Below are 26,981 nucleotides of genomic sequence, written 5' to 3'. Positions count from 1 at the left end.
GTAAAAACAACGATAAGCTGCGCCGATATTTTTATTTTCCTAATAAAAATATCGGCCGATTGCATGCCTACCATATATTTAAACAATGATTTTTATTGATCTTCTCTAATATTTTAAAATTTCTTTTTTTAATAAACAAAAAGTTATGATTTTTATTTCAAATAATAACAATTATCATTTGCAAAATATGCTTTATTGCGTATAATACAACCCAAGCACTCGATGACACCCAAAATGAAAGGAGGGGAAAATGCCTGAAAACATTTTCAAGCAAGTCTCTCTGAATATTTTGAGACTGCATCAACAAACTGTTCACTCATTGCTGGCAACACAATGCAGCGATGTAACGGAAATTCATGATGCCGTTTATGTGACATTGAATGGGAAGTATTATGTTTGGTTGCCGCAGACACCGCAAAAAGACAGCCAGGAAACCAGTATTTTACTGATCGAAGACACAGATGCACAGGCACGCTTGAGTTGGATTACTACTATCCGTACCATTAAGCAAAAAGACAGTCTGTACAGTCGTGTTATTGAGGCTCTACAACGGCGTATGCGACATACAACAAACAAATTAATCCAAGCAGCCGATGCTTGTTTATTAGAGTTAACCCCTCAACAAGGCCGGTTAACAGTAGATGAAAACCGAGATTTTACGCTTTCACCAGCAGATTTGATGAAAGCCTTATATCCGGCAAATCATAATATAGAAAATTTTGCCGTATATTCATAACTGTTTTGGTAGTGGTTTGTGTTCCTTTTGCGCCCCTTATTAAAGGGGCGATTTTTTTTGTTTAATCCACTTATTGAAAACTGATTAGTTTTTCAGACGGCCTTACAGTACAATCAGGCCGTTTGAAAAATTCTCATCCGCTCGATTATGCAACTGCTCAAATATATACAATCACAAGGCATCGGCAGCCGCAAACAATGCCAATGGCTGATAGAAAATGACTGTATCGTCATCAACGGCACGATCCGTAACCATCCTAAAGACAACATAACACCTAATGAGGTAGCATCTTTAGAAATAGATGGGGAGCCGTTTATTGTTGTACCTGTGCCCTATTTCTACATTCTGCTCAACAAACCTGCCGGTTACGAAACTTCCCATAAACCCCAACATCATCCGAGTGTGTTCAGCCTCTTCCCCGACCATATGCGGCAACTGGATATGCAGGCTGTAGGAAGGTTGGATGCCGACACCACCGGCGTGTTATTGATCACTAACGACGGCCAATTCAACCACCGGATGACTTCACCCAAACACAAGGTTTCCAAACTTTATCAAGTGATACTGAAACATCCGGCCGATGACACCTTATGCAAAACCCTTAAAACCGGCGTGCTCTTACATGATGAAAATGAAATCGTAGCAGCAACCGAAGCCGTTCTAGAAAACCCCACCACATTATTAATGACGATTACCGAAGGCAAATACCACCAAGTTAAACGTATGATTTCCGCCGCAGGAAACCGTGTAAAACAGCTTCACCGCAGAAAATTCGGTGATTGGCACTGCGAAAACCTGCCTCCAGGTGATTGGAAGTTTATACTTTTGTAAAGATTGAATTATTTATAATATCGAAAATTGACTATTTTTATTTAAAAATCAAAATAATATTAATTTTAAGAAAGCATTTAAAAAAATTAACACTTAAAGTTGTGAACTAATATATAATACACAGGTCTGAGTAACACTTACTCCGAAAGGAGTGAGTTAAGTGAGTAAGACGTTTTCCCCGTAATGTGTTTGGCCATCTATACTTTTCCCCTTAGTATAGATGGTTTTTTTTACCTAAAAAAATTTAACGACAATAATTATTGTATATATATTTATTTAAAATTCAATAATATTATCTAAAGTTATAATTTAATTTCATATATTAACCATTGTATTAGATCAAATTTCTTTCAGACAGCATTCATTAAAATATTACCGTCTGTAACTCCAACTTGACTACATGCCACTACGCTACGTTATAATTCAGCCGACTTACAGGCTGCTACAGCCTATTTTCTAAACTCTCAGCACAAGCAAAAGGAATATAACATGGGCATTAAGGTTGCCATCAACGGCTATGGCCGTATCGGACGCCAAGTATTACGCGCAATCTATGATTACAAATTGGACAAACAACTGGAAATTGTTGCCGTAAATGCTAGCGGGAGCCTCGAAACCAATGCCCATCTGACTAAATTCGATACCGTACACGGCCGTTTTGATGCCGACGTTTCTTACGATGAAAACCATTTAGTCATTAACGGTAAAAAAATTCCTTTTTTTTCTACTCGCAATCCTGCCGAGCTGCCTTGGGAATTACTGGGCGTAGATCTGGTTATGGAATGCACCGGTGCCTTTACCAGCAAAGCCGCTGCAAAAATACACTTGGAATCAGGCGCAAAAAAAGTGCTGATTTCCGCACCTGCCGATGAAGACGTGGATGCCACAATCGTTTACGGCGTAAACCATAATATTCTGACCGAAGACATGACTGTAGTTTCCAATGCGTCCTGCACCACCAACTGTCTGGCTCCGGTCGCCAAAGCCCTGAATGAGGCCATCGGTATCAATAAGGGTTTGATGACCACTATCCATGCCTTAACCAACGACCAAACCGTTACCGACGTGCGCCACAAAGACTTGCGCCGTGCCCGTAGCGGTGTGGAAAACATGATTCCTACCAAAACCGGTGCGGCAAAAGCGGTCGGCTTGGTACTTCCGGAATTAAAAGGCCGTCTGGACGGTTTGGCTATCCGTGTGCCGACTGTGAACGTATCATTGGTAGACTTGAGTTTTGAGGCGAGCCGTGATACTAGCGTAGAAGAAATCAATGGCATATTGAAAACAGCCTCCGAAGGTGAGATGAAAGGCATACTCGGCTACAACAACCTTCCCCTAGTTTCAATGGACTTCAACCATACCACCGAAGCCAGCAATTTCGATAGCACGCTTACCAAAGTAACCTGCGGCAATATGGTAAAAGTATTCGCTTGGTATGATAATGAATGGGGTTTTAGCTGCCAAATGCTGAATACCGCCCGGGCAATGTTCGGCATGGAAGTAACGCCATTCAAATAATTTCCGAAACTCAAAAAAGGCCGTCTGAAAGATTTCAGACGGCCTTTTTTATAATACATTAAATTAAACGGCTTCCGCTTCATCCGCTAAAAAACCGCGTAATTTCTGCATTGCCTTAGCTTCGATTTGACGGATTCGCTCCGCCGAAACACCATACTCGGCAGCCAGTTCATGAAGGGTTAAGCCGTCATCATCCTGCAACCAACGGGTTTCCACAATGCGGCGGCTGCGATCATCCAATTTCGCTAATGCGTTCTGCAATCCTTCTGTTTGCAAAGCGTAATGGGCTTTTTGGGCAATTTGGCGGGTAGGCTCGCTGTCATCGTCTGCCAGCCAGTCGATCGGTGCAAAACTGTCTTCGTCATCACTATTATCCGCCATGATACCAATATCGCGACCGGTCATACGCTGTTCCATTTCCAATACTTCAGACAGCTTCACGCCCAAATCATCGGCAATTTCCTGAGCTTCTTTCGGAGATAAAGCATTCAGGTTTTTACGCATACTGCGCAGATTGAAAAAAAGTTTGCGTTGCGGTTTAGTGGTTGCAACACGCACCAAACGCCAGTTGCGCAAAATAAATTCGTGTATTTCGGCTTTAATCCAATGCACGGCAAACGAAAACAAGCGTGCTCCGCGCGTAGGTTCGAAACGTTTCACGGCTTTCATCAAGCCGATATTGCCTTCCTGAATCAAGTCGGCTTGATTCAGGCCGTAACCATCGTAGCCGCGTGCAATGGATACGACCACGCGCAAATGTGAAAGAATCAGTTTTTTGGCGGCTTCCAAGTCGCCTTTCATTTGACGTTCTGCCAGCTGCGTTTCTTCTTCTGCTGACAGCATGGGGATATTGTTTACGGTATGAATGTACTGCTCCAAGCTACCATGACCACTGGGGACGGGTAATGCAAAGGCGTTATTCATTGTCATCTATTGTTTTTCCTTAATTGTGTAGAAGGCGGCCGTCTGAAACGGCAACCGGTTTGATATACCGTTGAACGGATGAGTATAACACTGCTTATCGAATCGTGTTGACATTAGACAGGAATTTTGCGTACGGATTCAACACTTAATAGGTAAATTTTTGTATTTTTTTATTTTCGATAGCTTTATATTATTTGAGTATATTACTCGGAAATACACCTGCTTGCAACCGACCGTCTTAAAAAACATTCAATACTTTAAAGCATAAAAATTAATCATTATTTGGGATAATTTTACGCTTGCCTGCCCAATAAAATATTATTGCGCACAAACCCAATAAAATCATTAAAGGCCACGAACTTCCGAGTTTCATATATGGTGTTTCTCCCACATAGCCTTCAATTTTTCCCTCCAGCACCGTTTCGGTATCCGGTATGGTTTGTGCAACGATTTTTCCTTTCGGGTTTACGATTGCCGTAGCTCCGGTATTGGTTGCACGAACCATATAACGACCAAGCTCCAAGGAACGTGCTTGTGATTGCTGCAAGTGTTGGAACATGGCATTTGATTTGCCGTACCATGCCATATTGCTGGCATTAGCGAGCAAAGTGGCTTGCTTTGCCGATGCAATCAATTCGTCGCCGAAGCCGTCTTCATAACAAATATTAAAAGCAACTTTTTGATTCTTCATCACAAACGGTGTTTGTGCGTTACCGCCGCGTTTGAAATCAGCCAGCGGTATATTCATCATGCTGTATAGGGGCTCGGTCAACCACGGCAACGGTTTGTATTCTCCGAAAGGCACAAGATGGTTTTTGGCATAGTAAGAAACCTTATCGGGGGTTGCACGCCGATAGTCTGCCAAATTAATTACGGCGTTTTCATAATCTTGGCCGTCTGAAGTGTATTGGCTGATACCGACTGCCAATGCACTGCCGTTTCGGGCGGCTTGTTCGGCAAATTGTTCGATTACGCCCTCCGGTAAATCCTGCCGCATCATGGGAATGGCCGTTTCAGGCAGAATAACGATATCGGCGTGTGAGCCGGCCACTTGCCCGTAATAACGCTCGATAGTCGGAATCACTTGGTCCGGCTGCCATTTTAACGTTTGAGGGATATTCCCCTGCGCCAAAGCCACGGTGGCGGTGCTGCCGTCGGGACGGGTAAATTCAAAATTTTTGGCAACATAACCTACTGCCGCCAAGACGATAATGGCACATGCAGAAATCATCCGTTGTTTCAGACGGCCTTGATTATCAACCGACAAAACCAACCATGCGCCTGTGAATGCGGTGGCTAATGTAACCAAGTGGATACCGCCGAGCGGGGCAAATCCCGCCAACGGGCTGTTGTCAGCAATTTGCGAGTAGCCGAGCGCACCCCAGCCGAAGCCCGTCAGTAACCGTTCGCGTGCAAATTCGGCTAGCGTCCATAATACCGGTAAAACCAAACCGATCCTTACCCAACGCGGCAGACTGAATTTTTTCAACAGCCAAAAAACAGCAGCGGGATACAGTGCCAAAAAAGCAGGCAGTAGAAAAGTGAGTGGCACGGCGTACAGATTGGGCAGGCCCGAAATATCGTGCAAGGCGGTGTGAATCCAATAAAATTGTGCGGTATAGGCAATCAATCCGAACAAGTAAGCACTTTTTACGGTATGTTGCGGGCGCAATTCGGTTAGGCGGATGAGTGCGCCAAACAGTAACGGCATCAACCAGAAACGATAGTATGGTGCGAATGTAAGTGGCGTTGCGGCAGCAATAAGCAATAACGCCGGCCAATAAAACAAAGGTTTCCGCCAATATTGTTCGAGTTTGCGTAGAGAAGACATAAGCGTTTGAAAAGTGATTGTTTATTCTGAAACAGACAACAAAATGAAAAGTGGCCGTCTGAAAAGGAACGTACACATTATTATACTTTTTCAGACGGCCACATTTATATTATATAAGTTTAGCGGGCACCTTTTTTACTAAACATCTTCATTACCGGCAGCACCACTGCGCACACCGCAGCACCGGTAAGCAAACCGACAACCAGTGTGGCAACATGGCCGCTCAAACCGGCATCCCAATGGCGGGCGTGAAGAAAGTGATGCACAAAATCGAGATTATGGGCAATGATGCCGCCGCCCACCAAAAACATGGCCAACATGCCGAGCACGCTCAGGCTGCGCATAAACCACGGCATAAAAAGAATAATGCCTTTACCCAACGCACGCACAGCACCGTTCGGCTTGCCCATCAACCACATTCCGAAATCGTCCATTTTAACGATGCCGGCCACCAAGCCGTACACCAGCACGGTCATACCGATGCCGATAAGAGCCATAACCAATGATTTGGTTAAAACGCTGTATGTGCCGACCACACCCAATGCAATGATGATGATTTCTGCGGAAAGGATAAAATCAGTGCGGATGGCTCCTTTGATTTTGGTTTTTTCATCGACGATTTCATCAACGGCGGCATGCTGTTCCTCGGCCACCTGCTTGTTTAAAAATTTATGCAGCAGCTTTTCCACTCCTTCAAAACACAGAAACGCACCGCCTATCATCAGCAACGGCTTAATCAGCACCGGCAGGAAAATCGAAAGCAGCAGTGCCGCCGGCACCAAAATTACTTTATTGATAAAAGAACCTTTTGCCACAGCCCACACAATCGGCAATTCGCGCTCGGCACTCACGCCGGTTACCTGATTGGCATTCAAAGCCAAATCATCGCCTACCACGCCTGCGGTTTTCTTGGCCGCCACCTTGGTCATCACGGCCACATCATCCAGCACGGAGGCAATATCATCGAGAAGGGTAAAAAGAGAGGCAAAAGCCATATTTTTTCCTATGGTTAAGCCGCTAAAAAAGCGGCTGTTTATTTAAACACGCCCGCATTATAGCCTAATTAATGTTTTTTTCATTCTTGTCTTTTCAGACGGCCTCCACGTTAAAGTATCTCTTTACAAAGGCCGTCTTAAAATATACAAAATCCGTTCGGCATAACAAGCTGTCGTTTATTTTATGCTAAAATATAATAATTTTACCCGCTATACGCAACGCAAATTATGGATGGTATTAACAGCCTGTTTTTATTGGGCGGATTACTGCTGTTTCTCAGCGTAATCTCAACCACTTTGTCGGCACGGCTCGGCCTGCCGCTGCTGCTGATGTTTCTCGGCGTGGGCATGCTTGCGGGAGAAGAAGGCATAGGCGGGATTGCTTTCGATAATTTCTTTACCGCCACACTAATCGGCCAGCTTGCACTGGCCGTGATTCTGCTCGACGGCGGTTTGCGTACCAAACTCGACAGCTTCCGTATCGCTCTCAAACCCGCCTCGGTATTAGCCAGTTGGGGGGTAGTCGCCACCGTAGCCTTACTCGGCGTATTTGCTACGCTTTATATGGGTTTGGACTGGCGTTTCGGAATATTGATGGCTGCAATTGTCGGCTCCACCGATGCGGGTGCGGTGTTCAGTTTGCTGCGGCATAGTGGTGTGCGCTTAAACGAGCGGGTGCAGGCAACATTAGAAATCGAATCCGGAGCCAACGACCCGATGGCCATTTTTCTGGTAACGGCGCTGATAGCCCTGACCATCAATCCCGAAGATGCCGGTATATTTTCATTTTTGTGGATGCTGGTGCAACAATTGGGGTTCGGTTTGGGTATCGGCTTTATCGGCGGCAAAATTCTGGCACGCATGGTATGCCGTCTGAATCTTGCCGAAGGCCTGTATGCACTGATGATTGTTTCAGGCGGCCTGCTGGTGTTTGCCTTTACCAACCTGATCGGCGGCAGCGGTTTTTTAGCGGTTTACCTTACCGGCATCCTCATCGGCAACCAACACAGCCATGCCACCGAACATGTGCTGCGCGTAATGGACGGTTTGGCATGGCTGGCACAAGCCAGTATGTTTGTGGTACTGGGTTTGCTGGTAACGCCTACGCAATTGCTGGAACACGGCATAGACGCTTTGGTTATCGCCGCTTTTCTGATGTTGGTCGCCCGCCCGCTGGCCGTATTGAGCAGCGTATGGAAGTTTCACTACAACAAACGCGAGCTGGCCTACATCAGTTGGGTGGGCTTGCGCGGAGCGGTGCCGATTACGTTAGCGATGATGCCTTTGGTAATGGGGGTGCCAAACGCCCGTTTGCTGTTTGATGTGGCGTTTGCCGTAGTCATTTTGTCGCTGCTGATTCAAGGAACCACTATTCCCGTAGCCGCCCGCCTGCTGAAAGTAGCCGTACCGCCGAAACCGGAACCGAAAGACAGCCGTGAAATCTGGCTTTCCGAAAACGAATCGGTGCCGCTTCTGGCCTATGAAGTAATGGCGGAATCGGATGCCGAAGGTATGCATCCCGACGAAGTGACTCAAGATTTGAGCCTGCTCTCTACCCGCTGCTTCGCCCTTATCCGCAACCATAAACGCGAAGAATTGAGCTTGGATACCCGTCTTCAAGCCGGCGATACTGCATGGTATATCGTACCGCCCGAGCAAGTAGATACGCTGGCCAAACGCTTTGCCGAAACCGGCAATACCGTGCGTGTGAGCCATAACTTCTTCGGTGAGTTTGTGGTCAACCCTTCCAGCACAGCCGGCGATCTGGCCGATGCTTACGGCTTGCAGCTTTCGGAAGAAGAGCGCAAACTAACGCTGCACGGCCTGTTTAAAGCCCGTTTTATGGGCAATGTTCCGGTGGAAGGCGACCGTATCCATATCGGCGATTTCGTGCTCACGGTAAAAGAAACCGACAAAGACGGCTCAATGAAATGGTTGGGCCTGAAATGTCCCGGGCAGAGTGTGTAAAGGAATATCCGAAGGCCGTCTGAAACCTTTCAGACGGCCTTATTTGCCATGCAACCCGACATTCGTAAAACCGAGCATACCGGCGGCACACGGCACGGAAATCCACTGCGGATAACGGCCTTACCAAATGCCCACATCGTGAAACAGGCATAGAGAAACGGAAAGGAATACCATGAATATTTTCTATTTACTGCTGGCTCTGGTTGCAGGTGCAGGCATGTCGGTACAAACCGCCATCAACAGCCGCCTCAGTTTCGGCATCGGCGACCAACCCTTGGTGGCTTCATTGGTTTCTTTTATCGTCGGCACCGTCTGTTTGCTGATCGTAACACTGTTCCAATCCGACTGGAGTAATGTGTTCGCCCATGCAGGCCAACAGCCGTGGTGGAGGTGGCTCGGCGGCGCGCTTGGTGCGGTATTTGTATTTACCATCGTTTTCCTCGCCCCTAAAATGGGCATCAGCAATGTCGTGTTTTTACTGATTATCGGCCAGCTTGCTGCGGGTATGGTTATCGACGGCTACGGTCTGATTCAGATGCCCGTACGCAGCATATACTGGTGGAAATTCGCCGGCATGGGGGTGATGCTGATCGGCTTGGCATTGTTTATGTTCGGCGACAAATGGTTCGAACAATAACGTCTGAGGCCGTCTGAAAACTTTTTCAGACGGCCTCCCTACCTCTTTCAAAATCCGATTTTCGATATGCCTCTTTCCTTTTTTCAATATGCAAAACCAAACTGAAAAAGATATGCTCGGCTCCGGTTGGATGATTGTTGCCGCCTTGAGCTTTACACTGATGAACTTGTGGGTTAAATCCGCTTCTCAGCAATTCGGGCTGGGTTCGGGCGAGCTGGTATTTTGGCGCATGAGTTTCGCCACCTTGTTTTTAGGCTTTATGGCGAAAATGCAGGGCAAATCGTTCGCTTCGCCGCACTGGAAAGCGCATTTAAGCCGCAGCGTATCGGGCACGCTGGGAATGTTTTGCATTTTCTATGCCATCACGCACCTGCCGCTGGCAACCGGAGTAACGCTCGGCTATACCTCGTCGATTTTTCTGGCGGTGCTCTCGTTTATCGTGCTGAAAGAACGGGTTTCGCTTTACACGCAACTGGTGCTGGCGTTGGGCTTTATCGGTGTGGTCGTACTGTTGAATCCTTCGTTTCAAAGCGGGCAGGAATGGGCGGCAGTAGTCGGTTTGTGCGGAGGCGCACTCGCGGCATGGGCTTATTTAAAAGTGCGTGAGCTTTCTTTGCTCGGAGAACCGGGTTGGCGCGTGGTGTTTTATCTGTCGCTGGTCGGCACGGTTTTATCGGCAGGATGGGCTACCATTACCGGCTGGCATCCCATCAACTTAAATACCCTTCCCTATCTGCTCGGCATCGGTGCATCGGCTTTGGTTGCCCAGTTATGCTTGACCCGTGCTTACAAGGTCGGCGACAAGTTTACCGTGGCCTCGCTTTCTTATCTCACCGTGGTATTTTCATCACTGGCCGGTGTTTGGTTTTTAGGAGATAAAATCAGCTGGCAGGAAGTGCTGGGAATGGGTATTATTGTGATAAGCGGCATCCTAAGCGGGATGAGTCCCTTATGGCTGCGAAAATTCAAATTATTCAGATAAACAGGAGCGCATGATGATTTCGATCCGGGAACAAACTTATGGTTTGAATGTAGCTTTATACAACGAGTTTACGCTGGAAGATTTCTACGAATTCGAGCGTGCCGCCTTGGAATGTACCCAGAAAATCCACCGTCCCGACATGCTTTTGGATTTATCTATGCTGAAAGACTTCACTATCGACATGGCGGTGGAACAGTTGAAATTCATGCGCAATCATGAAGATGATTTCGGCCGTATTGCAATCGTGGTAGACGATATGTGGATCAAACTCGGCACTCGCCTCTCCAGCCTGATTACACAACAGCATCCGAAATATTTTGATGATGCCGCCTCCGCCCAAAAATGGTTACTGGAAGCACGTTCCTCATAAAAACCATTCCAAACATCAAAGGCCGTCTGAAAACATAACCTTTGCGGCAATACGCAACGTTTGTTTTCAGACGGCCTTTTGTTTGAACCGGGTTATGGGGGCATTATTATTTCAATTTAGCTGCATCAATGATGAAATAACGTGCAGGCCGTTGTTTTTTCTTACTGCCTTCATCTCCCATTACCACCAAATGCTGCTTGCCGTTGAATTTGGCAAAGCCGACCGCTTCGGCATTTTTCAAGCTCTTGATTTCAGGCAGGTTAACAGGGCGTGCCGGTGATTTGGCATCGCCGTTCCAAAACCATAACTGCGAGTAATCTTTGCCGCCGTCGGGATTGCGGACTTCATTGGTGATACTGTAAACCTTGGTTTCGGGATCATAGTCCAGCGAACGGATGCCGCTGCCTTTGATATCCAGAAAAACCGTTTCGCCGAACACGGGAGCGGCTTTTTTCTCAAACATCGCCGCAGGATTATTAATAGGAATAATCATAGAGATACCGTTGGCAAGCGGCTCGCGCAGCCCCAGCAGCAGGCGTTTACCGGCATCATCATAAACCATAGCCTCAATATCGAGGTTTTCAAAATCAACATTGCGGCCGATTTTTCCTTGAACAGTTTTATGCACATTTTGTGCGTTTTTCAAAGCTTCTTTGATATTGGGGGCATCACGCATATCTTTGACAGAATTACCCTCAAGTTTGAAACGTACCAACCGCTCACGCTCAGGTTGGCGTTCGCCTTTTTTCGTTTTGCTGTAAGAAGTAGAAGCATAAATATAGCCGCCTGCATCAACAGCCAGTGCTTCCAAATCGCTCAATCTGCCTTTAATGCTTTTCATCAAAGCAGTGTCGGCGGCATCATCTTCTGTTAATGTACCGTTAGATGCTATTTTCAACAGGCTGAAAGCTCTGTCGGGCTCATCTTCTATTACCAGCAAACGGCCGTCTGCCAGTTGTTGTACAGCGGAAGGTTCGAAAATGCTTTTCAGATGATGAAATTCAGACCCCTTTACACTGCCTGCCGGGGCAGCGGAAACAGGGCTGACACAAACACCGCAGAATACCAACGCTGTCGCAGATAACCCCAAGGATAACTTTTTACGGGACATAAACATACTCTTCCTTTCTAAAATAAAACAGCCGGCCAACTGAAAACCACTATCTGGCACGTTGCCGCAAATCGCGGCAAAACAATGCAATAATCCCGTTATGGCCTTCCGTTATCCGGCTATGAATAGAGGCCTAACTGCCACCTTCCCGATTTCAGACGGCCTCTGGTATGCTTTATATATCAAAAATCGTTGTAATCGACAATCATATATTTGGCAGTAAGATTCTTTTTCGCATCCCCTTCATCACTCATCAATATCAGACGAGATTGACCATTTATTTTAACCGAATCAACGGCTTCTACGTTAGTCATGTGCCGCAGATTAGGTAGGTCAACCGGCATGGGCTCGTCTTTCGGATTGCCGCTCCATGTCCAAAATTGCGAAAACTTTGTGCCATCTTCGTCTTTAACCTCATTGGTCAGAATAAACGCTTTGAGAACCGGATCATAGTTGAGAGAACGGATGCCGCCCCCTTTGATGTCGATGAAAGCTACATCGACAAAATTGGGCTGCGCTCTTTCCGTGAACATCTGTTTAGGGTTATCGATGTAGAGAATCATCGAATGTTCGTTAAACTCCGGATCGCGGAAACCGAGCAACAAGCGATTGGTACGCGGATCGAATGCCAAACCTTCGATATTGGTTGATTTGAAATCCAAATACGTACCGATTTTACCTTTAATCAAGGCTTTCAATTGCTCCGAGTTTTCCAACGTATCCACCAGCGTATCGAAAGAACTCAATTCGCGCACATCATTGCCTTGAATCTTAAACCGCAGTAAATGTTCACGGTCAGGGCGGCGCATACCCTCACGGGTACGCGAATGTGAAGTAGCAGCATAAATATAGCCTTCGTTATCGCGCGTCAGGCCCTCCAAGTCGCTCAATTTGCGCTTGAACCCGCGGATGATACGCGTGTCGGCAGCATCGTCTTCAACTAACGATCCGTCCGGTGCAAAGCTCAAAATACTGGCGGCACGCGATGATTCGTCTTCCATAACCAGCAGGCGGCCGTCCGGCAGTTGTTGAACGGCAGAGGGTTCAAACACTCCTTTAAAGGTATTGATGCCTACGCTGCGTAATTTGGCTGCCTCCTTAGTTGCCTGCATCGACGGCATCACAGCAGGCAGAGTTTTCACTGCAATAAAAGCAACCAAAGAGGCCAACAAACCCCAACGGAATGCAGCATAAGATAAGTTCAGATATTTGAATTGCTTATTGGCAATCAGCCCCAACCAATACAGCTCGTCGCTCATCTTTTCGTAAACCTGCTCACGGTCTGCCATGATGTCCTGCATCATCCGCCAATAGCGTTCTTTAGAAATCTTTACGCGATCCTCGTAAATCAAAATATTAGGCGTATCACCAAAATAATGTACGCGCGGCTGCACCACCCTTGCTCTGAAATCACTGATTTTGGCTTTACGGGAAAGTACGTCTCGAAACCATTTCCATGCCACTTTCATTTTACTGATGCGTTCCGGAGAAGCGGAGAGCAAAGCAAAAACAATTGATGCGGCTGCCGTTACCATAAAAATACCGGCAGGAATCAAAAATTCGGGAGAAGAGGCGAAAATGAATGCACCCGAAATCATCAAGGCCGACACGATAAAACCGTTCAGCGAAATCATAATATTGGCTTTGGTCGCCGCTAATGCCAACAATTCCATTTCCGTACGGAAAGCATTACGGAACATTGTTTCCACGCCTTTAGCCGTACCTATCTGCGGCCCGCTTTGCTCCGCCTCAATAACCAAAGCTTTTTCTTTGCGCTTCGCCTCTTTCTTAGCAGCCTTTTCAGCCTTTTTTGCAGCCTTGGCCGCCGCAATTTCTTCCTTGCTCAAATCCAAATTTTCAAGCGATATATTTTCTGATTCAGCAACATCATCTTCCGCTACTAAATCTTCGGAAGGCACCAACTCTTGAAAAGAATCTGGTTGAATGTCAAACTCGGCATCGTAAACAAATTGTTCGTTTTGCGGCACTTCCTGCTCGATCTGTGAAGCACTAACCGGCCCCTCCCTCAATCCATTGGGTTCTTCAGGTTTACTATTTTGATTATCTAAGGTCATTTTTGTACTTTCTTAATTTTTCTAATTTACAAACATACAGACAAAATCAGTAAAAAACACCGCTTAAACTGCACTGAACATACAGAAAAGCGGCTTGATGTTTCAAGTAAACGTTTTGATCACTCCCTGTATCAGCAACATACTGAATTAATCAAAACCATAACCGCTTTATGAGCGGCTTACAGTTAAAATATGACTATAAAAAAAGTAATGGATTCCTAAGCCAAGCCCAGGTTTACCAATTTTTCATATAACTTTACCGTATTCCACTTTCCGCTTACGGCCAATGTCAACAACGCCGCAGCCGTTTCAAGATTTGCCTTTCCGCCGTTCACTACACCGGCTTGCCTCAAAGCACTGCCTTGCGCATACACAGCGGCGGCACATCCTTTTTTCACTTGGCTGATGTTTAACAACAAACCGCCGTTTGCAGTAAAGCGCCGCACAGCTTGAATAAACTTTTCATCCGCCGGCGCATTGCCGTGGCCATAACTTTGGAGAACCGCTGCATCGGCATCCGTCGTTTTCAGGCCGTCTGAAACCGCTTGGGCGGAAAAGCCCGGCACCAGCGTATAGCAAACCACTTTGGCTCGAGCATCCAAAGGCAGCACCTGCAATCCGCCACCCGTCTTTTCAGACGGCCTGATGTTCAGCGCCGTCCATCCTTGCTCCGCCGACCAACAACCCGAAGCACCGAAATGAGGATTGTCAAAACCTGCCGCATCTTCGGTACTGACCTTGCAACTACCCACGGCAGGATAAATTTTACCGTTGAAAGCAATAACCACTTCTCGCAAACCGGCAAGGTTCAAGGCGGCAACGGCGGTTGCCAGATTCAGCGGTGCATCGCTGTCCGGTTCGTCGAACGGCCATTGCGAACCGGTGAGCACCACCGGCTTATCCAACCCCTGCAAAGCAAGCGCCAGAATATTGGCGGTATAAGCCAACGTATCCGTGCCGTGCAACACGATTACCCCGTCGTATTCGGGAATTTTTTCAGCCAGCACCGACAACCAGTTTTGCCAGTTTTCCAATGAAACGGCAGAAGAATCGATTAACGGCTCGCACACATGCCAATTAAAGTCGAGGCCGTCTGAAAACGGCTGCAAGGCCTTGCCGACCAAAGCGGTATCGGGGCGCAAACCTTCTTCGCTGCGACACATGCCGATGGTGCCGCCGGTATAAAGCACAAAAATACGTTTGTTGGAATTCATATCGATCTCCTACTGAAAAGGCCGTCTGAAAACTTTTCAGACGGCCTCATGATCCGATTCGGAAGTCAACGTTGCTCGAACGCCTTCACGGTTCCGTCTTGATGAAAACTGAGGTCATATGACGCACGCGGTGCTTCTATAACCGGCGAATGCCAATACCGGCTCTGGTCGGGCACATACAAAACAAAAGTAAACAAATCCGGTTCCGTTTTATACGAACCGACCTCACGCGCCTTTTGCTTCCAGATTCCGACCATCTCAGCTATTTTGGTAAATTTGATCTGTTCCAAAGCCGTTACATTATCCTGAATTCTACCGCTGCCAAAAATCCGAACTGGTTGCGGCCCGCTCCATCTGCCGCTTTTATAAATATAGTGATCTATATAATCGGGGTTGACAGGGTTTTGAATACTGATTTCAATACGCGCCGAATCACCGCCGTAAAAACGCACATCTTGAAAAACATTCAATGGCCGCCTATGAAACTGCGGCAATGCCTTCAATGAATCTTCGGCATTTTGAAGCGCTTGCTCGTCAACTAAGAAATTAGCCGGCACAGTAGTTTGCTTATTCTCATCGCCGCAAGCACTCAAACCTAACATTACAAACAAACACAACAGCCCGATTTTCTGTTTGATGTTCATGATGCCATCCTTCACTCTGGTTTTACCCACGGGTAATATATTGTAAATAAAACCTGAATGCTGATGACAATCCGATGACAAGCGGTCATATCCTGTATTGACCGCAGCATCGGCAATTACCACTTGCCGGCTACTTTCTTATTACGCATCAGGCACAGCATGTCGGCGGCCACATGGGCTGCGGCAATAGCGGTAATTTCGGCATTGTCATAAGCCGGAGACACTTCCACCACGTCCATACCCACAATATTCAAATCGCCCAGCGCACGGACAATGCTCAAAGCAGTATGCGAATTCAAGCCGCCGGGAACGGGTGTACCGGTGCCCGGGGCAAACGCGGGGTCAAGGCAGTCGATATCGAACGTGATGTAAACGGGGTTGTTGCCGATAATCTCGTAAATGCGTTTTACCGTCGCCTCTACGCCGTTTTCATTAATCCACGGTGCGAACAGCATGTTCATGCCCATGAAATCACTGTTCCAAGTGCGGATACCGACTTGGGCCGAAGTTTTCGGTTCGATCAAACCTTCTTTGATGGCTTTGTAGAACATGGTGCCGTGGTTCAAAGATTCGGGCGCATCGTCCGGCCAAGTGTCGCAATGGGCATCGAAATGCAGCAAGCTTAAAGGTTTGCCGTATTTTTCGGCATGTGCCTGCAACAGCGGATAAGTGATGAAATGGTCGCCGCCGAAGGTGAGCATTTTGGCGTTGCTGTTGTTGATGATGTCGCGCGCGTGTCGAACGATGGTTTCGCGGATTGTCCACGGCTGATGCGCATCAAACCAGCAGTCGCCGTAATCGATTACGGCCAAATCGTCAAACGGGTCGAATCCCCAAGGAAACAGGTTCAATTCGGCCAACTGCACGCTGGCGGCACGGATAGCCGCCGGCCCTAAACGAGCACCCGGGCGGAATGTAGTGGCCAAATCCAGCGGTACGCCTGAAACCACTACATCAGCCTCGCTCAAATCGCGCGTGTAGCGGCGGCGCATAAACGATAATGCGCCGGAATAAGTGTTTTCAATGGTCGAACCTTTGAGTGATTCGCGGCGGAATGCACCGTCACCGTAGATTTTTTCAGTCATCGTTCTTTCTTCCGTTTCAATCCGGTCAGGCCGCCTGAAATTCAGCAAACGGCACAAACCGGCTATATTGTCCAACAAATATAAAAAGGCTTTCAGACGACCTGAAAGCCTTTGATTTTATTCCGCTGCCCGCCCTGCTTTACGGGCGGCTTTGCGCTCCTTCCGCTTTGCCCTCAAGTCGTACAAATGTTCGCGGTAGAAACGCAAACGCTGGCGTTTTTTCCACCAGAAATACAGCAGCACTACCGTACCGATGCCCAACAACACGAACAATACCGCTTGAAACTGGTGCACTTTTTCCAACAACCAATCGGTATTTTCGGCACCGTAATTACCGAGATACACCCACACCGGAACGGAAATCAGCGCGGCCAACCCGTCCATCATTAAAAAGCGCAGATAAGATACTTTGCGGCTGATGCCCGCAGTAATATAAATCGGCGTGCGCAAACCGGGCAGAAAACGGGCGGCAAACAATACTCTGTTGCCGTATTTATCGAATTTTTCCTGCACTTGGGCATAACGCTTCGGTGTCATCACGCGGGCAACAAAGCGTACTTTGAGAATCTTATGACCGAATACCCGCCCTGCGGTAAACATCAAACCGTCTCCGACCAGCACACCCAACATGCCGACTAGAAACATTATATGCACATTGGCGTATCCCAAGCCGGAGATCACTCCGCCGGCAACCAACGTGATGTCTTCCGGAATCGGTACACCGAACCCGCAGGCAACCAGCACGAAGAAAACGGCGGCATAGCCGTATTGGGTAAAAAATGCTTCTAAGAGTGCAAACATCACGCTTGCCCGTTCCTATTTACTTAAAGTTAATTTTTGAGTGAGTAAAACGTCGGGTTATCCCCACTGCGAATCAGGCCGTCTGAAATTATTGTTTAGCCGGCGCCGCTCCCGCCTGAATCGCGGCAGCAATGCGCTCGGCACCTTTTTTAGCCCAATCGGTTTGACGTGCCTCCACCATCACACGCACCACAGGTTCCGTACCGGAAGCCCGCAGCACGACGCGGCCTTTGCCTTCCAGCTCTTTTTCTACTTCGGCCAACACATCTTTTGACGCGCTCTGCCAATCCTGCCCTTTCTGGATGCGCACATTGATCATGGTTTGCGGGAAAGCCTGCCAATCGGCACACACCGCGGCCAAGTCGCGCTTCAAAATACGCAGGCCCGCCAACACTTGCAGGGCAGAAATAATGCCGTCGCCGGTATTGTGTTTATCCATGCACAAAATATGGCCGCTGGCTTCGCCGCCGATCAACCAGCCGTGTTGGTGCAGTTGTTCCAGCACGTAGCGGTCGCCCACTTTGGCACGGCAAAACGCCACGCCCTGCTCCTTCAAGGCCAGCTCCATAGCCATATTGGTCATTACCGTACCGACCACACCGCCGATTTCCATTCCTTCCGCAGCCCGTGCTTTGGCAATCACGTAAATCAGGCTGTCGCCGTCATACACTTTTCCGTTTTTATCGACCATAATCAAGCGGTCGCCGTCGCCGTCCAGCGCAATACCATAATCCGCTTCGTTTTGCAGCACGGCAGCCTGTAACGCTTTCGGATGGGTGGCTCCGCATTTTTCGTTGATGTTGTAACCGTTGGGTTCGTCACCGATGGAAACCACTTGGGCACCGAGCTCGTGAAACACTTTGGGTGCGACATGATAACCGGCACCGTTGGCGGTATCGACCACCAGTTTCAAGCCGCGCAAATCAAGGTTGGCAGGGAAAGTGGATTTGCAGAATTCGATATAGCGGTCGTCGGCACCGCTGATACGGCGGGCGCGGCCGAGCTTTTCCGAAGGCAGGGTTTGGATTTCCTCATCCAGCTTGGCTTCGATTTCCAGCTCGATTTCATCGCTTAATTTCAAGCCGCCTTCGGCAAAGAATTTGATACCGTTGTCGGAATAAACATTATGAGAGGCGGAAATCATCACACCGGCCGAAAGACGCAGAGCGCGGGTAAGATAGGCGATACCGGGTGTCGGCAGCGGGCCGGTTTGAATGACGTTGACACCGGCAGCGGTAAACCCCGCCACCAATGCGGCTTCGAGCATATAGCCTGAAATACGGGTGTCTTTGCCTATAATAACGGTCGGTTTTTGTTCGCTGTCATGCTGCACCAACACTTGGCCTGCCGCATAACCGAGCCTTAACACAAAATCAGGGGTAATCGGAAACTGACCGACTTCGCCGCGCACACCATCGGTACCGAAATATTTCTTTGCCATACAAAACTTTCCCTTTAAACTCGAACCTGTATTGTAAAGCAGCCCCGCTGCGGTATCCAGCGGTTTACAAGGTTTTTCGGTTGAAATTTTATTTATACAAAAGGCCGTCTGAAAATTGTTTTCAGACGGCCTTTTGTATATTTCATGTTCGAACGCCCAACTCACTCCATACTTTCAAGGCATCGGCGGTGGCTTTGACATCGTGGACACGTACAATCTGCGCCCCCCGGGCAACCGCCGCCAGAGCCGCCGCTACGCTGCCGTGTATGCGCCCGGCAGCATTTTCTTCACCGGTAAGCTCGCCTATCATGCGTTTGCGCGATACGCCGATGAGTAGAGGCAGGGCAGTTTGCCGCATCAATTCTTCAAGATGCCGCATCAACGCGATATTGTGCGGCAGTTTTTTGCCGAAACCGAAACCCGGGTCGAGCACGATGCGTTCACGGGCAATACCTGCCGCTTCGCACACTGCCGCACGCCCGTTCAGGTAATCGGCAACTTCTTTAACCACGTCTTGATATTGCGGATTTTGCTGCATGGTGGCCGGCATTCCCTGCATATGCATCAGGCAGATGCCGGTATCGGATTGCCGCGCCAGCAAATCTACCGCGCCATCGTCGCTTAAAGCGGAAACATCGTTGATGATGTCCACCCCACCCTGCTCCAATGCCCGCCGCATTACCTCGGTGCGGCGCGTATCCAAACTCACAGGCACATCCCATGCCGCCAGCTCTTGCAGCACAGGCGACACCCTTGCCCATTCTTCTTCGGGCGATACGTAATCCGACCCCGGTCGCGTTGATTCGCCGCCGATATCGAGGATATCCGCGCCGTCTTTTAAAAGCTGACCGGCATGCTTCAAGGCCGTCTGAACGGTTTGCGAATACGTACCGCCGTCCGAAAACGAATCAGGCGTAAGGTTGACGATGCCCATGATTTTGGGTTGTGTCAAATCAACCGTAAAACGGCCCGCCTGCCAGTATACTGAACCCATCTTAAATCCTTAAATCCGACTAACTGCATAAGGCCGTCTGAAAACGGGTTTTCAAACGGCCTTTACAAATATGTCTATTTCGACAACACAAAAAACTCGATCAGCACGTTTTTAAAAATAAAGCCGAATACGCCCAGCCCCAGCACCAGAAACAAAATAAACATGCCGAACTTTCCGGCTTTCGACTCTTTACCCAAATGCCAAACAATAAAGCCCAGTAAAATCACCAGCCCCGTCAGACAGATTTTCAACGCCCATTCAGCAAATACCGCTTCATCCATGCTGCTTCCTTTCTTTGTCTCCGTATTCAGACGGCCTCCCCATAATGCAAGAGGCCGTCTGAAACTTATCCCAGTGCCTGCTGCAAATCAGCGATTAAATCCTGCACGTTTTCCAAACCTACCGACAAGCGCAGCAAACCCGCTTCAATGCCTGCCTGCTGTTTCGCTTCCGGCGCCATTCTGCCGTGGGTGGTCGTCCACGGGTGCGTAATGGTGGAGCGCACATCGCCGAGATTGGCGGTTTTCGAGAAAATGTTTACCGAATCAATCACCTTCCACGCCGCTTCTTGGCCGCCTTCCACTTCGAAAGCCACCACGATGCCGCCGGAAACCTGCTGCTTTTGCATCAACTCTGCCTGCGGATGATCATCCAAACCGGCATAATAAACGGCTTTCACGTTGGCCTGACCACGCAGCCATCGGGCAATCTGCAAAGCATTGGCCGCCTGCTTTTCCATGCGCACAAACAGCGTTTCCACACCGCTGAGCAGCACCCACGCACTAAACGGCGACAAAGCCAAACCTGCCGAATTGCTGTACATCGCGATTTCTTTAATCAAAGCGGTTTTGCCGCAAATCACACCGCCCAACACCCTGCCCTGACCGTCGATACCTTTGGTTGCCGACTGCACCGACAAATCCGCACCGAATTTCAAAGGCTGCTGAATAGCCGGCGTACAAAAACTGTTGTCCACCACCAAAAGCGCGCCCGCATCATGCGCCACGGCAGCCAATGCTTCAATATCGGCGATTTCGTTCAAAGGATTGGAAGGCGTTTCCAAAAACAGCATCTTGGTGTTTTCTTTCACCGCCGCCCGCCATTCGGACACATCGGTTTGCGACACCAGCGTGATTTCGATACCGAATTTCGACACGATGCCGTTGATAAACCCCGCCGTAGTGCCGAACAGGCTGCGGCTGGCAATCAGATGGTCGCCCGTTTTCAAAAACGTCAGCATGGCCGCCTGAATCGCCGACATGCCCGTAGAGGTTGCCACACCGCTCTCGCCCGCTTCCAAACAGGCCACCCGTTTTTCAAACGCCGCCACGGTAGGATTGGCCGTGCGCGAATAAGTGTAACCTTCGATTTCTTTTGCAAACAAGGCCGCACCTTGCGCGGCATCGTCAAACATAAAACTGCTGGTCAAAAACAGCGCCTGATTGTGCTCGTTATATTCAGTTTGGCTTTTCGCACCGCGTATCGCCAGCGTTTCGGGGTGTAAATTGTCTTTCATAATGTCTTCTTTATCTCTTTGTCTTTTATGTTATCGGTATCGGCAAACCCGCCGCACAAAATCCGGTGGAAAATCGCGGACATTTTGCGCTTATTCGTCAAGGCTTTCAACCGTGCAGACGGACTTTCAAGCAAGAACCTCAGCGGATACCGGGCATGGATACCGCACGGGCATAAAAATACTGTGCAGCACGTTTATAAAATTCTAAAAAACTTTACGCTGCCTGAATACAGACAAGGCCGTCTGAAAACCTTTTTTTCAGACGGCCTTTTTCAGTTTACTCGGTTTTTGGCACTCAAAACGCTTCGCCCACTTTCACGCCGCCGGCAACATCTTTCGGCGTGGCCAGTTTGGCAGTAGCAGCTTGTGCGGCTTTAAATTCGGGCGTTTCCATCACGGCGGCGGCTTGGGCGGCGGGCAGGGTGTTTGCCATGTATTGCCAGCGGGCGGCCAATGCGGGGTTGGACTGAATCACGAAATCTTCGCGCAATTCGTCGACCAAATCGGGGCGGTTGCACACCAGCACGATGTCGCAGCCGGCATCAAACGATAATTTCGCCCGCTCTTTGATACCCCCTGCTCCGCACGCGCCTTCCATGGTAAGGTCGTCTGAAAAAATCACACCGTTGAAGCCGATGTCTTCACGCAGAATATCTTTCAGCCATTTGGCCGAAAAGCCAGCGGGTTGGCTGTCGACTTGCGGGTAAACCACATGCGCGGGCATCACGGCCGCCATGCCTGCCGCGCTCATGCGGCGGAAAGGCACGATGTCGGCGGCTTCCAATTCGCTCAAACTGCGGTCGTCTTGCGGCAAAACGTGGTGGCTGTCGCCTTCGACGAAACCGTGGCCGGGAAAGTGTTTGCCGCACGATTTCATACCGCCTTTATTTAAGCCTTTCTGCAAGGCGAGAGCGAGTTCGGTAACGATTTCGGCGTTACGGTGGAAGCTGCGGTTGCCGATCACGGCGCATTGTCCCCAGTTCAAATCCAGCACGGGCGTAAACGACAAATCCACACCGCACGCGCTCAATTCGGTTGCCAACACCCAGCCCACCTGCTCGGCCTGCGCTTTGGCCGCTTCGGGACTTTGCGTATCCCAAATTTCGCCGAGCACATTCATGGCGGGCAGACGGGTGAAGCCGTCGATAAACCGCTGTACGCGTCCGCCTTCGTGATCGACCGCGATAATCAGTTCGGGAGAGCGCAATGCTTTGATTTCGCTTACCAACTCTTTAAGCTGGGCAACGTTTTCAAAATTACGGCGGAACAAAATCACGCCACCGACGGCAGGGTCGAGCAGGCGTTGTTTTTCTTCGTCGGTAAGATGAAAGGCGTGGACATCGGCCATCACGGGGCCGCGCGGGATAATGGGTTTGGTCATAAGTTTTCTCAACAAATAGGGAATGTGGTGCGGAAAAGGGAAGATTATACAAGACTGTATCGGCGGGCAGTAGGCATGTTGCCGATAGCGTTGCGTTTATATAGAGAGGCCGTCTGAAAAGCGGGTTTTCAGACGGCCTTAACCAAGCATTAGCCGTTTTACGCGGTCAGCCAAGCCATTGCTTCGATTTTGTGGCCGTCCAAATCGCGCACAAAGCAGCCGTAATATTCTTTGCCGTAGTGCGGGCGCGGGCCGGGTGCACCGTCGTCTTTCGCGCCTGCGGCCAAAGCCGCTTGATAGAAGGCATCGACTTCTTCGCGGGTTTCGGCGTAAAAGGCAATGTGTACGCCGTTGGCAGTTTGTGCGTGTTGTTTGTCGTGCGGAGCCTGAATCCAAAATTCGGGATAGGCGCGACCGTAAGCCACGGCTCGGTGTTCGCTTAAATCCAAAACCCGCCCGATGCCGAGCGTAGCCAACACTTTGTCGTAAAACGCCACCGCTTCTTTAAAACGGTTGGTGCCGAGCGATACATGGGAAAGAATGCTGGGATTGGCAGACATAACTATGCTCCTTTCCAAAAGATTTCAGACGGCCTTTTGAGGCCGTCTGAAAAGTATGCTCTGAAATCGATATGGTGGAAAGGCTCTAAACCGTTTTTTGCACGGTTATTGCAAATTCAAAGCCAAAAACAAAGTGTTGCCTCCGCGCTGCACCAACAACGGCACATTTTTACCGGCACCTTCGAGTGCACTGACGAATGTACTTTCGTCTTCCACATTAATTTGACCGACGGCCAGAATTTCATCGCCGCGCTTCAAACCGGCACGAGCAGCTGCCCCTTCGACTTTAGCCACCACCAAGCGCTTGATGGTGCCGGTATCGCGTACCTGCAAACTCAAGCCGACGTTGTCGACATTGAAAACTTGGGCATTGGGCGCGTACAACGGATCTTCGATTTCGGCTTCGCCGGTATCTACGTCGCTGCCGGTTGCGCCCAACTGCACTTTAACGCTGCTCTCTTTGCCTTTGCGCCAAATGCCAAGAGTAACTTCTTTACCTGGAGCGATTGCACCCACCATCACGGGCAAGTCGCTGGAACTGCGTATTTCTTCGCCATTCACACTGCGCACGATATCGCCCACCCGCAAACCTGCTTTGGCGGCGGGGCTTCCGGGCAGCACTTTGGAAATCAGCGCGCCGCTGGCTTTGTTCAAGCCGAACGATTTGGCCAAATCATAAGAAACTTCCTGAATAATCACACCGAGCTGGCCGCGCTGCACTTTACCGTTGTTTTTCAACTGATCGGCCACGTTCATGGCCACATCAATCGGAATGGCAAACGAGATGCCCATAAAGCCGCCGCTACGGCTGTAAATTTGCGAGTTGATACCGACCACTTGGCCTCTCAGATTAAACAGCGGCCCACCGGAATTACCGGGATTGATGGCAACGTCGGTTTGGATAAACGGCGTATAGTTTTCATTCGGCAAACTGCGTCCCTTGGCCGACACGATGCCTGCGGTAACGCTGTTGTCAAAGCCGAACGGCGCACCGATAGCAGCCACCCATTCACCCGGTTTCAGCTCTTTGGCGTTGCCTACTTTGATAACGGGCAGGTTCTGTGCGTCGATTTTCAACAGCGCCACGTCGGATTGCGAATCCGAACCGACTAATTTTGCGGTATATTCGCGCTTGTCGTTCAGCAAAACTTTGATGTTGCTCATGCCAGCCACCACATGGGTGTTGGTTAGAATATACCCGTCGGGACTGATAATGAAACCCGAACCGAAATTCAAATCGTCGTCGTCATCCTGCTCGGGCATATCGGGAATATTGGGCACAAGCCGTTTGAAAAACTCATAAAACGGGTCGTTGTCGGGAAACTGGTTCAAATCCATACCGCTGTCGCTTCGGGACGAGCCGGCACCTTTTACGGCTTGGATGTTGACGACTGTTTGGCCTTCCTGCTCCACCAGTTTGGTGAAGTCGGGCAGCAGCATTTCCACTTTGCCGAAATCGGTTTTGGTTTCTACTTTTTGCACCAAATCGCTTTCTTTACTGCTCTTACCGAAAAAACTTTCCACCTTGTCGCAACCGCTTAATGCCAATACGGAAGCCGTCAGTAAGGCGATATATTTTGGCGTTTTGTTCACAGTGTTTCCTTTAAAGGTTATCCGTTGGTTTTCGATGGCGCAAATTGTAAACGAAAACATATATTCCTGCACGGTAAAAACAAACGTGAATATATGTTTAAACAAGCTTTTTACATCTTCTTTACACTCTTTCAGACGGCCTATCGGATACATAAAAAAGGCCACCTGAAAATCTCAAACGGCATAACAAGGTGCAAACGGCATTACGCCGGCGGCACCGGTTTGGCCGGATATTCGCATAAATCGCTGATAATACATTTGCTGCACAACGGTTTCTGCGCCTTACAGGTATAGCGGCCGTGCAGAATCAGCCAGTGGTGCGCATCCATCAGAAATTCTTTCGGCACGAACTTCATCAATTTGTCCTCCACCTCGCGTACATTCTTACCGGGGGCGATTTTCGTGCGGTTAGACACCCTGAAAATATGTGTATCGACGGCCATTACCGGCTGGCGGAAAGCCGTATTCAACACCACATTGGCAGTTTTCCGACCCACGCCGGGCAAAGCTTCCAATGCCTCGCGGCTCGCCGGCACTTCACCGTTGTGCCGCTCAAGCAAGATACGGCAGGTTTCCATAATATGTTTGGATTTGGTCTTATACAAACCGATGGTTTTGGTGTATTCCATCACGCCTTCCAAGCCCAAATCCAACATGGCCTGCGGATTATCGGCCACGGGAAACAGTTTTGCCGTAGCCTTGTTCACGCCCACGTCGGTGGCCTGTGCGGAAAGCAGCACGGCAATCAGCAGCTCGAACGGGCTGTTGAAATTCAATTCGGTTGTCGGATGCGGATTGGCATCACGGAGGCGTTCGAAAATCTCTTGGCGGATTTGTTTGTTCATATTTTATTTATTGTAATAGCGGATAAATACCGGTTGCGTGCCGATTGTTTTCAGACGGCCTGCCATACCGAGGTCGTCTGAAAAGCCGGCTATGGCTTCCGTTTATGAAAACTCTGTTCAAAATCTTCCAACATGTCCAGCTCGAAACGGCTGAATCCTGCACGTTCACGGGCTTCAATATTCACATAGCCCCGAAAAATAAACAAATCGTAACGGGCAATCAACTTACGGAACAGGCTTAACGGTTCCAAGCCGCGCTCGGCACACAGATACTGATACCAATGGTTGCCAATCTGCACATGTCCTACTTCGTCGCGGTAAATAATATCAAGTACGGCGCAAGTATCCTGATCGCCGCGTTGCGCCACTTTGGCACGGATTGCAGGCGTAACATCCAATCCGCGCGCTTCCAGCACGCGCGGCACCAACGCCATCCGCAGCAAAGGATCAAACGCGGTTTTATAGGCCATATCCCACAAGTGGTTATGGGCTTCAAAATCGCCGTAATCAAACCCGTATGCCCGCAGCCGCGTGCGCATCAGGTTGAAATGATACGCCTCTTCCTTTGCCACCCGAATCCAGTCGGCAGTAAATTGCGCAGGCAGGTTGCGGAAACGGTAAGCCGCATCCAATGCCAGATTGATTGCATTAAACTCAATATGGCAAATCGCATGAAGCATGGCAGCGTAACCTTCCGTCGAGGCCATCTTGCGCGGATGCACGGCAGAGGCGACCACCAGCTTCGGCTTGGGCGGACGGCCTGCAAAACGGAAATCTTCCGGTTTTTCAGACGGCCTATTGTCCAAAAGGCCGTCTGAAAAGCCTTCCCATATTATGTCGGTTAAACGGCATTTTTCATCGGGATCACAAGAAATCAGCGCAGATAAAAGTGCAGGGTAAACGGATTGTGTTGTATTCATGTGGCGCAT

25 protein-coding genes are annotated in these 26,981 nt (G+C 49.1%); 7 read left to right on the top strand and 18 right to left on the bottom strand.

The genetic code is table 11. From position 1 onward, the window contains the following. Positions 1–250 precede the first annotated feature (250 nt). The 3 genes from EL216_RS00235 to gap all read left to right on the top strand — a co-directional run bounded on the left by EL216_RS00235 (position 251) and on the right by gap (position 3,085). Entirely contained in the window at positions 251–736 is a 486-nt protein-coding gene (locus EL216_RS00235) for a hypothetical protein (RefSeq protein WP_085390853.1), read from the top strand. 147 nt (positions 737–883) lie between these two features. Next, a complete protein-coding gene (locus EL216_RS00230; RefSeq protein ID WP_085390852.1) occupies positions 884–1,567 on the top strand; it encodes a 16S rRNA pseudouridine(516) synthase in 684 nt (227 codons plus the stop codon). A gap of 489 nt (positions 1,568–2,056) precedes the next feature. Continuing rightward, positions 2,057–3,085 (top strand): type I glyceraldehyde-3-phosphate dehydrogenase, encoded by a 1,029-nt coding sequence (gene gap / locus EL216_RS00225; protein ID WP_085391224.1) that lies wholly within the window; start codon positions 2,057–2,059, stop codon positions 3,083–3,085. A gap of 63 nt (positions 3,086–3,148) precedes the next feature. Here the strand turns inward: gap and rpoH are convergent, their stop codons facing one another. The 3 genes from rpoH to EL216_RS00210 all read right to left on the bottom strand — a co-directional run bounded on the left by rpoH (position 3,149) and on the right by EL216_RS00210 (position 6,835). After that, a complete protein-coding gene (gene rpoH / locus EL216_RS00220) occupies positions 3,149–4,009 on the bottom strand; it encodes an RNA polymerase sigma factor RpoH (protein ID WP_085391223.1) in 861 nt (286 codons plus the stop codon). 271 nt (positions 4,010–4,280) lie between these two features. Further along, on the bottom strand, positions 4,281–5,840 hold the full coding sequence (gene lnt / locus EL216_RS00215) for an apolipoprotein N-acyltransferase (protein WP_085391222.1): 1,560 nt from the start codon (positions 5,838–5,840) through the stop codon (positions 4,281–4,283). Positions 5,841–5,959: 119 nt separating this feature from the next. Then, complete coding sequence (locus EL216_RS00210) at positions 5,960–6,835, bottom strand: DUF808 domain-containing protein (RefSeq protein WP_085391221.1); 876 nt, start codon at positions 6,833–6,835, stop codon at positions 5,960–5,962. A gap of 228 nt (positions 6,836–7,063) precedes the next feature. Here EL216_RS00210 and EL216_RS00205 point away from each other — a divergent pair, with 228 nt between their 5' ends. From EL216_RS00205 to EL216_RS00190, 4 genes are all read left to right on the top strand, one after another. Further along, positions 7,064–8,803, top strand: coding sequence for a potassium/proton antiporter (locus EL216_RS00205; RefSeq protein WP_085391220.1), 1,740 nt, complete (start codon positions 7,064–7,066; stop codon positions 8,801–8,803). Positions 8,804–8,975: 172 nt separating this feature from the next. Beyond that, entirely contained in the window at positions 8,976–9,440 is a 465-nt protein-coding gene (locus EL216_RS00200) for a DMT family transporter (protein WP_085391219.1), read from the top strand. 88 nt (positions 9,441–9,528) lie between these two features. Further along, entirely contained in the window at positions 9,529–10,422 is an 894-nt protein-coding gene (locus tag EL216_RS00195) for a DMT family transporter (RefSeq protein ID WP_085391218.1), read from the top strand. A 13-nt stretch (positions 10,423–10,435) separates the two neighbouring features. Continuing rightward, positions 10,436–10,792, top strand: a complete 357-nt coding sequence (locus EL216_RS00190) for a SpoIIAA family protein (protein ID WP_085391217.1) — start codon at positions 10,436–10,438, stop codon at positions 10,790–10,792. A gap of 106 nt (positions 10,793–10,898) precedes the next feature. Here the strand turns inward: EL216_RS00190 and EL216_RS00185 are convergent, their stop codons facing one another. The 15 genes from EL216_RS00185 to EL216_RS00115 form a co-directional block, all read right to left on the bottom strand. After that, positions 10,899–11,903 carry a DUF3616 domain-containing protein gene (locus EL216_RS00185; protein WP_158087744.1) on the bottom strand — a complete coding sequence of 335 codons (1,005 nt, stop codon included), beginning with the start codon at positions 11,901–11,903 and terminating at the stop codon, positions 10,899–10,901. 182 nt (positions 11,904–12,085) lie between these two features. Beyond that, positions 12,086–13,978 carry a DUF3616 domain-containing protein gene (locus EL216_RS00180; RefSeq protein ID WP_085391215.1) on the bottom strand — a complete coding sequence of 631 codons (1,893 nt, stop codon included), beginning with the start codon at positions 13,976–13,978 and terminating at the stop codon, positions 12,086–12,088. Positions 13,979–14,196: 218 nt separating this feature from the next. Then, positions 14,197–15,192, bottom strand: coding sequence for an asparaginase (locus EL216_RS00175; RefSeq protein WP_085391214.1), 996 nt, complete (start codon positions 15,190–15,192; stop codon positions 14,197–14,199). Between the two features lie 65 nt (positions 15,193–15,257). Beyond that, entirely contained in the window at positions 15,258–15,959 is a 702-nt protein-coding gene (locus EL216_RS00170) for a hypothetical protein (RefSeq protein WP_232005249.1), read from the bottom strand. After that, entirely contained in the window at positions 15,953–16,921 is a 969-nt protein-coding gene (gene speB, locus EL216_RS00165) for an agmatinase (RefSeq protein WP_085391212.1), read from the bottom strand. Before speB ends, EL216_RS00170 begins: the two co-directional genes overlap by 7 nt. A 117-nt stretch (positions 16,922–17,038) precedes the next feature. Next, entirely contained in the window at positions 17,039–17,722 is a 684-nt protein-coding gene (locus tag EL216_RS00160; protein ID WP_085391211.1) for a DedA family protein, read from the bottom strand. 88 nt (positions 17,723–17,810) lie between these two features. Further along, positions 17,811–19,163 carry a phosphoglucosamine mutase gene (gene glmM, locus EL216_RS00155; protein ID WP_085391210.1) on the bottom strand — a complete coding sequence of 451 codons (1,353 nt, stop codon included), beginning with the start codon at positions 19,161–19,163 and terminating at the stop codon, positions 17,811–17,813. A 142-nt stretch (positions 19,164–19,305) separates the two neighbouring features. After that, positions 19,306–20,157, bottom strand: a complete 852-nt coding sequence (gene folP / locus EL216_RS00150) for a dihydropteroate synthase (RefSeq protein WP_085391209.1) — start codon at positions 20,155–20,157, stop codon at positions 19,306–19,308. A gap of 74 nt (positions 20,158–20,231) precedes the next feature. Further along, a complete protein-coding gene (locus EL216_RS00145; RefSeq protein ID WP_085391208.1) occupies positions 20,232–20,438 on the bottom strand; it encodes a DUF2788 domain-containing protein in 207 nt (68 codons plus the stop codon). Between the two features lie 65 nt (positions 20,439–20,503). Then, positions 20,504–21,673: an O-succinylhomoserine sulfhydrylase gene (metZ, locus tag EL216_RS00140; protein ID WP_085391207.1), complete on the bottom strand. Its 1,170-nt coding sequence runs from the start codon at positions 21,671–21,673 to the stop codon at positions 20,504–20,506. A 295-nt stretch (positions 21,674–21,968) separates the two neighbouring features. Further along, entirely contained in the window at positions 21,969–23,054 is a 1,086-nt protein-coding gene (gene nagZ / locus EL216_RS00135) for a beta-N-acetylhexosaminidase (protein WP_085391206.1), read from the bottom strand. A 158-nt stretch (positions 23,055–23,212) separates the two neighbouring features. After that, positions 23,213–23,614: a VOC family protein gene (locus EL216_RS00130; RefSeq protein WP_085391205.1), complete on the bottom strand. Its 402-nt coding sequence runs from the start codon at positions 23,612–23,614 to the stop codon at positions 23,213–23,215. A gap of 105 nt (positions 23,615–23,719) precedes the next feature. Further along, positions 23,720–25,207: a DegQ family serine endoprotease gene (locus EL216_RS00125; protein WP_085391228.1), complete on the bottom strand. Its 1,488-nt coding sequence runs from the start codon at positions 25,205–25,207 to the stop codon at positions 23,720–23,722. Between the two features lie 203 nt (positions 25,208–25,410). Next, positions 25,411–26,052 (bottom strand): endonuclease III, encoded by a 642-nt coding sequence (nth, locus tag EL216_RS00120; RefSeq protein WP_085391204.1) that lies wholly within the window; start codon positions 26,050–26,052, stop codon positions 25,411–25,413. Between the two features lie 89 nt (positions 26,053–26,141). Continuing rightward, positions 26,142–26,972: a ferritin-like domain-containing protein gene (locus tag EL216_RS00115; RefSeq protein WP_085391203.1), complete on the bottom strand. Its 831-nt coding sequence runs from the start codon at positions 26,970–26,972 to the stop codon at positions 26,142–26,144. Between the last annotated feature and the right edge of the window lie 9 nt (positions 26,973–26,981).

The organism is Neisseria animaloris (genome assembly GCF_900637855.1).
GTDB lineage: Bacteria > Pseudomonadota > Gammaproteobacteria > Burkholderiales > Neisseriaceae > Neisseria > Neisseria animaloris.
This window is presented reverse-complemented; position numbering and strand designations above follow the sequence as displayed.